This window comes from Flavobacterium potami, assembly GCF_020026915.1.
GTDB lineage: Bacteria > Bacteroidota > Bacteroidia > Flavobacteriales > Flavobacteriaceae > Flavobacterium > Flavobacterium potami.
Map to the genome: position 1 here is coordinate 327,934 of NZ_JAINUY010000005.1, position 13,748 is coordinate 341,681.

General features: G+C 33.8%; 15 protein-coding genes. 12 read left to right on the top strand and 3 right to left on the bottom strand.

Annotated features, from left to right (window positions below; all coding sequences use genetic code 11):
• Positions 1-81: 81 nt before the first annotated feature.
• Both K6T82_RS16280 and K6T82_RS16285 read left to right on the top strand, forming a co-directional pair.
• Entirely contained in the window at positions 82-312 is a 231-nt protein-coding gene (locus K6T82_RS16280) for a hypothetical protein (RefSeq protein ID WP_223707645.1), read from the top strand.
• Between the two features lie 34 nt (positions 313-346).
• Complete coding sequence (locus K6T82_RS16285) at positions 347-826, top strand: hypothetical protein (protein ID WP_223707647.1); 480 nt, start codon at positions 347-349, stop codon at positions 824-826.
• Positions 827-922: 96 nt separating this feature from the next.
• Here the strand turns inward: K6T82_RS16285 and K6T82_RS16290 are convergent, their stop codons facing one another.
• Both K6T82_RS16290 and K6T82_RS16295 read right to left on the bottom strand, forming a co-directional pair.
• Positions 923-2,026: a glycosyltransferase family 2 protein gene (locus K6T82_RS16290; RefSeq protein WP_223707649.1), complete on the bottom strand. Its 1,104-nt coding sequence runs from the start codon at positions 2,024-2,026 to the stop codon at positions 923-925.
• Positions 2,023-2,967: a hypothetical protein gene (locus K6T82_RS16295; protein ID WP_223707651.1), complete on the bottom strand. Its 945-nt coding sequence runs from the start codon at positions 2,965-2,967 to the stop codon at positions 2,023-2,025. The genes K6T82_RS16290 and K6T82_RS16295 overlap by 4 nt, the downstream gene beginning before the upstream one ends.
• A gap of 113 nt (positions 2,968-3,080) precedes the next feature.
• Here K6T82_RS16295 and ruvC point away from each other — a divergent pair, with 113 nt between their 5' ends.
• From ruvC to K6T82_RS16335, 8 genes are all read left to right on the top strand, one after another.
• A complete protein-coding gene (gene ruvC / locus K6T82_RS16300; RefSeq protein WP_201998946.1) occupies positions 3,081-3,635 on the top strand; it encodes a crossover junction endodeoxyribonuclease RuvC in 555 nt (184 codons plus the stop codon).
• 90 nt (positions 3,636-3,725) lie between these two features.
• Positions 3,726-4,856 carry a radical SAM family heme chaperone HemW gene (gene hemW / locus K6T82_RS16305; protein ID WP_223707653.1) on the top strand — a complete coding sequence of 377 codons (1,131 nt, stop codon included), beginning with the start codon at positions 3,726-3,728 and terminating at the stop codon, positions 4,854-4,856.
• A 118-nt stretch (positions 4,857-4,974) separates the two neighbouring features.
• Positions 4,975-5,352: a GxxExxY protein gene (locus K6T82_RS16310; RefSeq protein WP_223707656.1), complete on the top strand. Its 378-nt coding sequence runs from the start codon at positions 4,975-4,977 to the stop codon at positions 5,350-5,352.
• Positions 5,353-5,411: 59 nt separating this feature from the next.
• Entirely contained in the window at positions 5,412-6,203 is a 792-nt protein-coding gene (locus tag K6T82_RS16315; RefSeq protein WP_223707658.1) for a cyclase family protein, read from the top strand.
• A gap of 156 nt (positions 6,204-6,359) precedes the next feature.
• Complete coding sequence (locus K6T82_RS16320; protein WP_223707660.1) at positions 6,360-6,761, top strand: GNAT family N-acetyltransferase; 402 nt, start codon at positions 6,360-6,362, stop codon at positions 6,759-6,761.
• Positions 6,758-7,108 carry a DUF4260 domain-containing protein gene (locus K6T82_RS16325; protein ID WP_223707663.1) on the top strand — a complete coding sequence of 117 codons (351 nt, stop codon included), beginning with the start codon at positions 6,758-6,760 and terminating at the stop codon, positions 7,106-7,108. Before K6T82_RS16320 ends, K6T82_RS16325 begins: the two co-directional genes overlap by 4 nt.
• 6 nt (positions 7,109-7,114) lie before the next feature.
• Positions 7,115-7,474 (top strand): MmcQ/YjbR family DNA-binding protein, encoded by a 360-nt coding sequence (locus K6T82_RS16330; protein WP_223707665.1) that lies wholly within the window; start codon positions 7,115-7,117, stop codon positions 7,472-7,474.
• Positions 7,475-7,555: 81 nt separating this feature from the next.
• Entirely contained in the window at positions 7,556-8,257 is a 702-nt protein-coding gene (locus tag K6T82_RS16335) for a PH domain-containing protein (protein WP_223707667.1), read from the top strand.
• 138 nt (positions 8,258-8,395) lie between these two features.
• Here K6T82_RS16335 and K6T82_RS16340 read toward each other — a convergent pair whose 3' ends face one another.
• Positions 8,396-9,496 (bottom strand): DUF4407 domain-containing protein, encoded by a 1,101-nt coding sequence (locus K6T82_RS16340; RefSeq protein ID WP_223707669.1) that lies wholly within the window; start codon positions 9,494-9,496, stop codon positions 8,396-8,398.
• 238 nt (positions 9,497-9,734) lie between these two features.
• On the opposite strand from K6T82_RS16340, the gene K6T82_RS16345 reads away from it, so the two are divergent.
• Positions 9,735-12,545: a TonB-dependent receptor gene (locus K6T82_RS16345; protein ID WP_223707671.1), complete on the top strand. Its 2,811-nt coding sequence runs from the start codon at positions 9,735-9,737 to the stop codon at positions 12,543-12,545.
• A 75-nt stretch (positions 12,546-12,620) separates the two neighbouring features.
• A complete protein-coding gene (locus K6T82_RS16350) occupies positions 12,621-13,679 on the top strand; it encodes a phytase (protein WP_223707673.1) in 1,059 nt (352 codons plus the stop codon).
• The last annotated feature ends 69 nt before the right edge of the window (positions 13,680-13,748 follow it).

Genomic DNA, 13,748 nt, shown 5'->3' on the forward strand with positions numbered 1-13,748 from the left:
GTCAAAAAGATTTCTATCGATGACCGAATACTTCAGGACAGTATATATAAAAGTAATAAGAAAAAAGTTTTAAATCTTTCAATGAAAGAATTCGATGCTCTTTTCTTCGATTTTTTCAGCAAGAAAAACAATCCTGACATTCTGCTAACCAAAATCGAATTTTACAATTATACCGTTCAAATTGCAACATTTTCAGACAGACTTGCTCATTTGTATCCTGAACAAAAAGAAGTTGCAGCTCAAAACAAAGAAAATTGGTTATCGGAAAGCTATGAAGATTATCTAGAATCCAAAGCTTCTCAAAAAAAATAATTGTATTTTTGTTTATTCATTCAACATTAAAATCTTGAGGCAATTTTTCCCTTTTTTCATTTGTATTCTTTTCAACTCTTGTCAATATTTTGAGAAGCAGGTTCCGTCTGAAAAAGAATTACTTCAAAAGGAATTAAAATCGATAAACTGGAAAGAGGTAGACGAATATCCTTCTTTGCCCAATTGCGAGAAAATTGCAGACAGAAAACTGCGTCAGCAATGCTTTTTTGAGGTAATGTCTACTTTGATTGAAGAAAAACTAAACATCGACACTTTGTCTATCATGTATCCCGAATTAGACACAATTGAAGTAAAAGTGACCGTATTTCCAAATGCTACAATGAAATTTGAACCTCAGTTTCCAAAAGATTCTGTGGCATATGATACGATAAAAATTGATAGTATTCTTCATGCCCGTTTAATTGATTTTCCTAAAGTAAATCCAGCTATAAAACGCGGTATTCCAGTTAAAACACAGTTTATTTTACCTGTAATTATTAAAGCTAAAGAATAATTTTTCACCATGTAAGTGATATAAGGTCATGTAACCTTACCGCAAAGCAACGGTGACGTGCAACTTAAATTTCTTATATGACTTAAATGGTTTAATTTATTTTGTAAAACGTCTGTCTTTCCATTCATAAGACCCGAACAAACTATATAAAGCCACCGCCGAACTAAAAAATGGATACAGCAAGCTACTTAGTAAAAGACTTTTAATTCTCTTTCCGGTCAAAAATTGATTGGTTATGGAGAGCAAAACAAAATCGATTGCAAACTTAGAAAAAGCAAAAATCACAAAAATTGGATACGGCCAAATTCTGAAAAGAAGCAGAAAAAATCCAATTACAAAACTCAGATTTCCGAAGAAAACAATCAGTCCAAGAAATTTTCCAAAATTGCTTTTATACGAACTAGTTTTTGCCGCCCAACGCACTCTTTGATGAAACAATGCTTTCCAATTTTCTGTTGGTTTTGTAGTTACAATCGCGTCTCTGGCCTTTAAATAATGAACTTTGTCTGGAGATTTTCCAATTGCTTTTTGAAGTAAAAAAACATCATCTCCGCTGGCAATTTTGTCGTTTCCTTCAAAACCATTTAAGCTCTCAAACAATGATTTTGTGTAAGCAAAATTAGCTCCGTTGCACATAAAACCTTTATTCAAACCAAAACTTCCAATCGTTGCGCCTTGCAGACTCGTTAAGTCTAATTGTTGAAAATGATCTAAAAATGAATTCTCGCATTGGTACGTTACAGCGCCTGCGAGCATTGATACTTTGTTTTCTTGAATATAATTATCAAAAGTTAATAGCCAATTTTCTGGAACAATGCAATCGGCATCTGTAGTAATAACCCAATCGGTTTTTACTTGTTGCATTGCCGTAGTAATCGCGTCTTTTTTGGGAGATTTAGAAATACGAATATTGTCGATTTGCGAAACTTGAAACTTGAAACCTGAAACTTTAAACTTTTCTTCTGAACTATCATCAACCAGAATTACTTCAAATAATTCGTTTGGATAATTTAAAGTTGAAAAACTCTCTAAAAGTATCGGCAGATTTTCTTTTTCATTCCGAAATGGAACTATAATCGTAAAGCTAGTTTTGGGTTCTAAATCCTGTTTTTGATATTTTTTTATTCTGAAAAAACCATAAATAAGCAGCGTAATACTAACCATGTAAATAGCTAATATGAAGAATAATCCAGAAATCATTCTGAAGTCTTAGTTTTAAAATTCAATACAAAATAGCTTCCTAAAACTACTGGAAGAACAACGTTCAAAAACCACATTAAAGTGCTGATGAAAATAACAATCCATTCGTTTACGCCCAAAATTCCGAAGAAATAAATTGCTACACTTCCTTTTACCGCGAAATCTAAAAACTGAAAAGTTGGCAATGAAGAGGCCAAAAAGTAAACCGATGTTATTGCTGCCATTAAAGTTAAATAAGGCAGATCGACATCAAAACCTAAAAATAAAAAATAGTATTGATGCGAAAAAACCAAATAACGGCAGATTCCTAAAAAGATATTTTTTTGATGAACGGATTTCGGAATTTCATTGATTTTATGAATCAGTTTTTCAATCGAATAGCCTTTTACTTTTATTTTTTTAATTGAAAACAAAAGAATGAGGATTAGCAAAAATCCACCAAAAAGAATCAAGACAGTTTTGGTTGTAATAACATTGAACTGAGCATTGAAATACAACAATCCGAAAATTCCAAAAATCACAGTAAGAATCATCTGAATTCCGTTGCATATTAAGTTTAAGAAAACGACTCTTTTGGCTTCAGATTTTGGATAGTACAATGCTTTTCCTGCGTACTCTCCCACTCCATTTGGAGTAAAAATTCCGGCTGTTAATGCTGCTAAAACCTGCTTCGTAGCTTCGTAAACGGATATTTTATGAATGACTTGCGCCAAGTTCTGCCATTTCAAAATCTCAAAATAACGGTTCAAAACACTCAAAAGCAGAATAAATCCAATTCCTAAAACCGACTGGTTTTTCTTGAACAAAACAATAAACTTCTGCCAGTCTAATTTGTCGTTGTTAGCCAGCTGATTGTAAATAAAATAAAATGCGCCGCCAACAATTAAAAGTTTGGCCAGAAGAACTAGGAATTGCTTAGCTTTGTGAGGAATTGAAATCATGCCGCAAAAGTAACTCAATTTGGAAATGTGGCAATTAGAAAATGAGAAAATGAATCGTTTCGTTTTTCAAAAACTTGAAACTTGAAACAAAAAAACTTGAAACAAAAACTCTCTTGACACAAGAACGCATCATATTAGGTATTGACCCTGGAACCACAATTATGGGGTTCGGATTGATTAAAGTAATCAATAAAAAAATGGAATTTCTGCAGTTGAACGAATTGCAGCTTTCCAAATACGACAATCATTACCAAAAACTAAGAATCATTTTTGAAAGAACTATAGAACTTATTGAAACGCATTGTCCTGATGAAATCGCGATTGAAGCGCCTTTCTTTGGCAAAAACGTTCAATCGATGCTAAAATTGGGACGCGCGCAAGGTGTTGCCATGGCAGCCGGACTTTCAAGAGGCATTCCGATTACAGAATACGAACCTAAAAAAATTAAAATGGCAATTACCGGAAACGGAAATGCCAGCAAAGAACAAGTTGCTAAAATGCTCCAACAACTTTTAGGTTTGAAAGAATTACCAAAAAATCTCGATTCAACAGATGGTTTGGCGGCAGCGGTTTGTCACCACTTTAATTCTGGAAAAGTTATCGCAGGAAAGAGTTATTCTGGCTGGGATGCTTTTGTAAAACAAAACGAGGATCGAGTGAAAAAATAATGTGTCAATGAGAAAATTTGATAATTAGATAATTTTATTGACAACGAATAAATTATCTAATTGACACATTTTCTAATTATCTAATTAAAAATGTCGGGCATCTACATTCATATACCTTTTTGCAAGCAAGCTTGTCATTACTGCGACTTTCATTTTTCAACTTCGATGAAAAAGAAAGACGATATGGTTTTGGTTTTGGCTAAAGAAATTGGCATGCGAAAAAATGAGTTTTCTAATGAAATTGTAGAAACTATATATTTTGGTGGCGGAACACCTTCGGTTCTTAGTAATGAAGAAATTAACTTTCTGATTTCAGAAGTTTATAAGCATTATAAAGTCATCGAAAATCCCGAGATTACTTTGGAAGCGAATCCAGATGATTTGTCTGCGGAGCGAATTTTAGAATTATCAAAAAGTCCGATAAACCGTTTGAGCATTGGAATTCAGTCTTTTTACGAAGACGATTTGAAAATGATGAATCGCGCTCATAATTCTGCGGAAGCCAAAAAATGTTTGGAAGAAGCAACTAAATATTTCGATAATATTTCGCTGGATTTGATTTACGGAATTCCAGGATTGAGCGATGAAATGTGGAGGCAGAATATTCAAACCGCTTTAGATTTCGGCATTCCGCATATTTCGAGTTACGCTTTGACGGTTGAACCGAAAACAGCTTTAAGCAAATTAATTCAAACTGGAAAAATTGCTGAACCTCAAGATGACGTGGCTTCCAATCATTTTATGATTTTGGTTGAAATGCTTCAAAAAAATGGTTTTATTCATTACGAATTATCGAATTTTGGGAAAGAGAATTATTTCTCCAAAAACAATTCGGCGTATTGGCTGGGCAAAAAATATATCGGAATCGGTCCTTCGGCACATAGTTATGATGGTGAAAAAAGAGGCTGGAATATTGCCAATAATTCGCTTTATATAAAAGCAATTCAGAACGACGAACTTCCTATCGAAACTGAAACTCTAACAGTTTCTGATCGCTATAATGAATATATTATGACGGGATTACGAACGATTTGGGGCGTTTCTTTAGAAAGAATTGAAAAGGAATTTGGTTTGGAATATTTGAATTATCTTCAAAAACAATCTCAAAAATTCTTAAAAGACGATTTGCTTTCCATTGAAAACAATATTCTAAAACCAACTCCAAAAGGAAAATTTTTAACGGATGGAATTGCTTCAGATTTATTTTATCTGGAAAAATAGCTTAACCGCAAGGTACGCTAGGAATTACGCAAAGGTCGCCATGTTTTTTCTGTAAGAATTAAGCTATTTTTATGTATAATCTTTTACATTTGAGTTTTAATATTTATTGAAACTACTTATGTCAGAAAATGATTTATCTCGAATTGTGTTTAATTCTGCTTTAAAAGTTCACCAAACTTTAGGTCCAGGTCTTTTAGAAAGTGCCTATGAAGAATGTTTGTATTATGAGCTGAAAAAATTAGATCTCAAAATAGAAAAGCAAAAAGCATTACCATTAATTTACGAAGAAGTAAAATTAGATGTAGGGTACAGATTAGATATTTTAATAGAAAATAAACTAATTTTGGAAATAAAGGCGGTCGATTGTCTAAATGAAGTTCATTTTGCTCAACTGTTGACTTACTTAAAACTAACAAATTGCAAACTAGGCTTATTAATTAACTTCAATGTTTCTTTATTAAAAAATGGAATAAAAAGAGTAGCAAACAATCTTTAATAAAACATCCTTGCGACCTTTGCGTAATTCCTAGCGTGCCTTGCGGTTAAACCAAACTTATGAAAGCAAAAATCAACAACTTCGAAATAGACTTATCAAAACCCATTGATATATCGATTCCATTAACCAATACAGATGAAAACCCGATTGCTTGGTATATCGAGAAACCTTCAATTGAGCCCGTTGTTTTTGGCGATTGGATTGGGAAAGTTTCGGAAGGGAAATCGTCTACGAATTTTAATAATATTTTCTTCAATCCGCATGGGCATGGCACGCATACGGAATGTTTGGGACATATTACGAATGATTTTTATAGCATTAATCAATCGTTGAAACAGTTTTTCTTTACTGCAAAACTGATTACGGTTGAACCTGAAAAAATGGGAGAAGATTTTGTGATTACGAAAAAGTTGGTCGAAAATGCGTTGAGCGCTTCGACTTCGCTCAGTGTGACAGATGCTTCGACTCCGTTCAGCAAAACAGAAGCTTTAATTATTAGAACGCTTCCAAATCAGTTGGATAAAAAATCAAGAAAATATTCGAATACGAATCCGCCTTATTTGGCTGAAGACGCCGCAATTTTCATCCGCGAAAGCGAAATTCAACATTTATTGATTGATTTACCAAGCGTGGATAAAGAACATGATGAAGGAAAATTGTTGGCTCACAAAGCGTTTTGGAATGTAAAAAACACGATAAATCTCAACTCTGATGCGAGATTAAATGCAACCATTACAGAAATGATTTATGTTTCAGACGAGATCGAAGACGGAAATTATATTCTAAATCTTCAAATCGCTTCTTTCGAAAATGACGCAAGTCCGAGCAAACCGATTTTATATAAAATTTAAAAAGTTAGCCACAAATTACACAAATTTGCGCGAATTTCTTTTTTATTTTGCTACAGATTAAAGAATTAAAAAGGATTTAATCCGTGAGAATCCTTTAATCTTTGGCAAAAAATAATTAGTGTAAATTCGTGTAATTTGCGGCAAAAAAAAACAACTATGATTACCGTTTCTACAGATAAAACAAAACTCGACGTTCCGTTTATTCAGAACTTTTTAAAGGATATCTATTGGGCTGCGGGCCGAACAATGGAAGAAGTGCAGCGTACAATTGATGCTTCGGTTTGTTTTGGAATTTATCTGGATGGAAAACAAGTTGGTTTTGCTCGAGTGATAACTGATTATGTGGTTTTCGCATATTTAATGGATGTTTTTATTACAGAAGAACATCGTGGAAAGGGATTTTCGTCTATTTTAATCGAAGCGATGATGAACGAACCGCAATTGCAAGAAGTCAAAATCTGGCGATTGGCAACTACAGACGCTCACTTTTTATACGAGAAATTCGGATTTACAAAACTCAATCATCCTGAAAAGATGATGGAAAAAATAGTCAAATGAAAACAGTTTTAAAACTCGAAGAAGTTGCTTTGTTTATTCTTGGCATCTTTTTATTCAACCGTTTAAGTTATGAATGGTGGTGGTTTTTGGCTTTAATTTTAGCTCCCGATTTATCAATGATTGGTTATGCTTTTGGAAACAAAACTGGAGCATTGTTTTATAATATCTTTCATCACAAAGGAATTGCACTTTTAACTTATGCTGTTGGATGTTATTTAAGTATTGAAATGGTGCAGTTAACGGGAATTATTTTATTTTCACATTCTGCAATGGATCGTATTTTTGGATATGGTTTGAAATATGAAAAAGGTTTTAAATACACACATTTAGGTGAAATTGGTAAATAAACAATTATGAATTTAGAAACGTTTTACGAATATTGTCTTTCAAAAAAAGGAGTCAGCGAGCATTTTCCTTTTGATGAAGATACTTTGGTTTTTAAAGTTGGAGGGAAAATGTTTGCTTTGTCTTCGCTCTCTCAATGGGAAAAAAATGAGCAGTCGGTGAATTTAAAATGCGATCCAGAACGCGCACAGGAACTTCGAGCAGAATATGACGAAATTCAACCAGGTTTTCATATGAGCAAAGTGCACTGGAATACCATTGCCTTAAATGGAAATTTACCCGATAAACTCGTAAAAGAACTCATAGATCACTCGTACGAATTGGTTTTCAAAAGTTTGACAAAGAAAATTCAGAATGAAATAACTTAATTAGAAAATTAGGCATTACATTTGTAGCGTCTGTAAAAAACTCAGCAACTTAGAAGCTCAGTAACTTAGCAACTTAAAAAAATGAAAGAACAATTTAAAAAATTTCTGAACGAAGAACAGGATCCAAAAGCGATTGAAAAAATCACTTCGAAACTTACAGATTTATTAATGAAAGGCGAAGAAGTTGGATACATCGCAGTACAAAAAAAACCTGCTATTACTGTTTTTCCAGATAGTATTGTATTAACAAACAAACGTATCATTATTTGCAAGCCTAAGAATTTAGGTCTTTCTATGGACTTCACAGATTATACTTGGGATGATATTGCAAGTACTTTTGTAAAAGAAAACATTTTAGGCTCTGAATTTTCATTTGGAACAAAAACAGATTTAGCAGTTTCTATCGATTATATTCCAAAAATTCAGGCTAGAAAAATTTATACTTACGCTAAAGAGCAATTGGATTTATTGAAAAATCCAGTTTCGACAGCAGCTCCAATTCAAGAAATTGTAGAAGAAGCAGAACCTGAAATCGAAGACGAAATCGAAGAAGTAGAAACAGAAGAAGTAACAAGCTTTGCTGAAATTTTACCAGCTGCACCTGCTGTTACAGAAACTTACGAACCGCTTCCGACTCAGCCAGCTGGAGAACGTAAATTAAGTGATTTATCTAAAGAAGAACTTTTTGATAAATTACAGAACTACAAAAAACTTCTTGACAATGGTTTGATTATGCAAGGAGAATATGATGCTTATAAAAAAGAGATTTTGAGCTACATGTAATTTTTTAAAGTACAAAGTTCAGAGTACAAAGTTTTATATACTTTGTCTAAAATAATAAAGCCAGAAATAGAGTTTCTATTTCTGGCTTTTTCTTTTAAGTCTTTGAACTTTGTACTTAGAAACTTAGCAACTTTGAACTTACAAAGTCGCTTTCTGTTTCTCTACAAATTTATGCGATTGCAGTTCCAGCAGTTCTTTTGCGTTTTTACGCTGCAAGTCAAATAATCCTTTATCTTCTGAGATATCGGCATAAACTCGATCGTGCATTTCTGCGCTGGTTTTAACCAATAAATCGCGTTGGTATTTATTTTGTGCCAAAGTAGCTTTCATTGCGGTTTCGGCTTCTTCTTGTTTGAAATCGAATTCTCCTTTTGGTGCTAATAATTTGGCAATAATTGGAGAAGTTTCAATTGCTAAAAACAATAGCATGATGAAAAATGATGGCAACCAAGGTAGTTTGTTCAACGCATTGATACGCGCCATTAATCCGTCGAAACCTTCAATGATGGGTTGTGTCTGCGAAACTTTCTTATCTAAATCGGCTTGCAGTTGTTTTCCCGCTTTTTCCTTTTCGGCTATTTTAGCTTCGTTTGTTGTTTTTAAAGTTTCAAATTCTTTAAGCGCGGCATCGTGTTTTTCTCGCTTTTCTTTATAAACTGGCCCTTTTCCTAATTTCTTAGTTCCAGCCGTTCCTTCGGCTTCAGTAATATAAGTAGAATATAAAGCGTTTACTTCTTTCTCTTTCTTTACAATATCTGCTTTCAGCGCTGCAATTTCGGCTTTATTCTTATCTAAATCCGTTTTGAAATAAGTTCCAATTTGTTTTTTATTGGCTAATTCCATTTCGTTTTTCTCCTTTAACAAAACAGTATTGATTTCTTTTTCGAAAATTTTAATCTCCAGAGGCTTAGAAATTACAATCGCAATGATAATTGCCAATGCAATACGAGGAGTTGCTTGAAGAAATTCGTCTAGAAAACGATCTCTTTTTTTAATCGTAGAAACGATAAATCGGTCTAGATTAAAAATTAATAAACTCCATACAAATCCAAAAATCAAAGCGGGATAAATAGAATCGAAAACGGTAAAAAGCGCATACGCACTAGCCAAAAAGGCCATAACTGCTGTAAAAAATACGGTAGCTCCAATACCAACATATTTGGTTTGTTCGCCTTCTGAGCAGTCTTTCAGGATGTCACGGTCGACTCCTGAACATAGGATAAAAAATTGTTTTAACATGATTGATGATTTTTGATTGTGATTGATAAGGCAAATTTAACGCCAATTTTTCAATTACAATCAAATTATTTTCTTCTTTTCTGTTGTGAATCAATTATTTGATGGTATTGATGTTATTTAAAGATTAATAAAACACAACAAAAACCGACCAATCATAACATTATGTTAATTTTTTTTCAAGGCTTTAGTAATACAGGGGTTTTAGTTTCGCAACCGAAAATAAAACTAAACACACACAATGAAAAAATTTTATCTATTAACAGCATTCTTTTTATTCGCCTTTACAGGTTTTGCTCAGAAGGCTATTATATCTGGAAAGATATTAGATGCTGATGACAAACTTCCTCTACCTGGAGCTATGGTTCAAATTGTAGGAGAAAAAAAATACACCGTTTCTGATTATAACGGTCGTTTCGAATTATTAAACATCAACGAAGGAACTTACAAAGTTGAAGTAAAATACATCGGATATACTACTTTATCTCAAGAAATAAAAGTAGAGCAAGGAAGAAACAACGTGATTGATTTTGCTCTTAAAGCTTCTGAAAATGAACTGAAAGAAGTTATTGTTGGAGACATCTTAAAAGGTCAGGCAAAAGCGCTGAACCAACAGAAAAACAACAAAAATATCGGAAACGTAATTTCTTCAGATCAAATGGGACGTTTCCCAGATGCTAACGTTGGAGACGCTTTAAAACGTGTTCCTGGTATCACGATGCAGAATGACCAAGGTGAGGCTCGTAACATTATTATTAGAGGTTTGGCTCCATCTTTGAACTCTGTAACTTTAAATGGCGACAGAATTCCATCTGCTGAGGGAGACAACAGAAACGTACAAATGGACTTAATTCCATCTGATATGATTTCTACAATCGAAGTAAACAAAACGCTTACACCAGATATGGATGCTGATGCGATTGGAGGTTCTGTAAACTTAATTACAAGAGCAACTCCAAACGGAGAAAGAATTTCTGCAACTCTTGCTGGAGGTTATTTACCAATTCGTGACCACGCTTCTTACACTGCTGGTTTCGTTTACGGTAATCGTTTTATCGACAATAAATTAGGAGTTGTAGTGAGTGGATCTTACAACAATGTGGATTACGGTTCTGACAACATCGAAAACGAATGGGTAAGAGATGAATTTGGAAATGATTATTTACAAGCTGCGGAAATTAGAAAGTACGATGTACAACGTATCCGTCGTAGTGGATCTATTGCTTTAGATTATAAATTCAATGAAAACAATACTATTTTCGCTAACGCTATCTACAACTGGAGAGATGATAGAGAAAATCGTTTCAGAACTACTTATGATGATATCGAAGCTATTTACGATGGTGAAACTATCACAGGATTTGAAGGTCGTGTAAAACGTCAGACAAAAGGTGGTTTAGACAACAGCAGAAATAAAAACAGAAGATTAGAAGATCAAAGAGTTCAAAACTACTCACTTCGTGGAGAGCACTTAATCAACTCTACTTTAGATTTAGACTGGTCTGCAAACTATGCAAAAGCTAGAGAATACCGTCCAGGTGAACGTTACATCGAATACCGCCAAAAAGGTTTAGAGATGTTCCAGGATTTATCTAATCCTAGATTTCCTTTAATGACTACTGTTGGCGAATCTACAGACGAATTTGCATTTGATTCTGTAACAGAAAACACAGACGAAACTAGCGAAAGCGAATTCGGTGCAAAAGTAAACATCCGTTTCCCATTCTCTGTAATTGCAGGTGAAAAAGGAAGATTAAGAACAGGTCTTAGACTTCGTTTAAAAGAGAAAGAAAGAAACAATATGTTCTATTCTTACACTCCATTAAATGATAATATGGAATTATTATCTCAAGTTCCTACATCTTATTATGATGGAAAAGATTTTAACCCAGGAAGCCAATATGTACCAGGAACTTTTGCTTCTGCAAATTATTTAGGAGGTTTAGACTTAAACAACGCTACTTTATTTGAAAAAGAAACTGATCCAGCTGAATACTTAGCTGTTAACTATAACGCTAAAGAAAGAATTTCTGCTGCTTACATCAGATGGGATCAGGATTTTAATGATAAACTTTCGATGGTAATGGGTGTACGTGTTGAAAATACGCATATTGATTACACAGGAAACCGTGTATTGGACGAGGAAGAATTAGAAAGCAAAATCAACAATACAAACTCATACACAAATGTATTGCCAAGTATTTCATTCCAATACAACGCAACTAAAGATTTAATTTTAAGAGCTGCTGCTACAACGGCTTTAGCTAGACCAAACTACTATGCACTTGCTCCTTATGTAAACAATATTGCTGCAGATAAAGAAATTACAGCTGGAAATCCAGGTCTTAAAGCTACATACGCTTACAACTATGATTTCATGGCAGAAAACTATTTCAAATCTGTTGGTTTAATTTCTGGAGGTGTTTTCTACAAAAGATTAAATGATTTCATTTACAACTACAGCGACAATCAATATACTGATGCGAAATTTGCTGCAGATTTCCCAAATCAGTCAAACCCGATTCCAGCTGGAGAAAACTGGTCTTTCTTACAATCAAGAAACGGAGACAATGTTAATGTTTACGGATTTGAAGTTGCTTTACAACGTCAATTAGATTTCTTACCTGGTAAATTCTTGAAAGGTTTTGGTATCTACTTAAACTATACGTACACAAAATCTAAAGCAAGCGGAATTGCTGATGAGGATGGAAACGAAAGAAAAAACATTAGCCTTCCAGGTACTGCGCCACACATGTTTAATGGATCTTTATCTTGGGAAAACAAACGTTTCTCTGCAAGAATCTCTACCAACTTTACATCTGATTACTTAGATGAATTAGGTTCTGAGTCTTATAAAGACAGTTTCTACGACAAGCAATTTTTCTTAGATGCAAATGCTTCTTATAAAATTACACCAAAATTGCGTCTTTTTGCTGAAGCTAATAACATAACAAACCAACCGTTACGTTACTACCAAGGAATTGAGGCTCACACAAAACAAGCTGAATATTACCAAGGTCGTTACAATTTAGGATTGAAATTAGACTTGTAATCTGCACTTTTTTAAAATTCTTAAATTAGACAGAGTTTATCGCTCTGTCTAATTGCATTAAAATATATCACACAAATGAAAAATAAATCTTTAGTTGCTTTTTTACTTTTAAGCATTTCATTTACAGCTTGTAAAGACGATAAATTAGCGCCAATTCAGCCAAATGCTGTAAAACCAACAGCAGTTACAGAAGCTTTGCCTCACGATACAGACGATCCTTCAATCTGGATCAATCCGACAGATGCTACAAAAAGTATTATTGTTGGAACAGATAAAGACACAGACGGAGGTTTGTATGCTTTTGATTTGAATGGAAAAATCCTTAAAAAATCAATTACTTTAAAACGTCCAAATAACGTTGATATCGCTTACGGATTGATTATTGACGGAAAAAAAGTAGACGTTGCTGTAACTACAGAACGTGAAGAAAACAAAATCAGAATTTTCAGTTTACCTGATTTAGAACCAATCGATAATGGTGGAATTCCTGTTTTTGAAGGAGAAGCACAACGCGATCCAATGGGAATTGCTTTATACACACGACCAAGCGATGGAAAGATTTTTGCTATTGTTGGAAGAAAAACAGGTCCATCTGGAAGTTATTTATGGCAGTATGAACTTTCTGGTTCAGGTAAAAATGCTACAGCAAAAGTAGTTCGTAAATTCGGAGCATACAGCGGTAAAAAAGAAATCGAAGCTATTGCTGTTGACAACGAATTAGGAACAGTTTTATATTGTGATGAGCAATTCGGAATCAGAAAATACAAAGCAGATCCAGCTTTAAACGACAATAAAGAATTGGCTCTTTTTGGACAAAAAGATTTCAAAGCAGATAATGAAGGAATCGCAATTTACAAGAAAACAGATTCTACAGGATATATTTTAGTATCAAACCAACAAGCAAACACTTTCATGGTTTATCCAAGAGAGGGTGCAAAAGGAAATCCGAACAATTATCCTTTGTTGGCTGAAATTCCAACTTCTACAGTAGAATGTGATGGTGCTGACGTGACAAGTCTAAACTTAGGCGGAGCATACAAAAACGGACTTTTTGTAGCCATGAGCAACGGAATGACGTTTCACTACTATGCTTGGGATTTAATGCAAAAACGCATCGACGAAGCGAAAAAATAGTTTATTTTTTTTGAGGTTTTTCAGTCGCAGTTTTTCAGTGTTCTATTTATTTTTTTTATTTTTTTACTG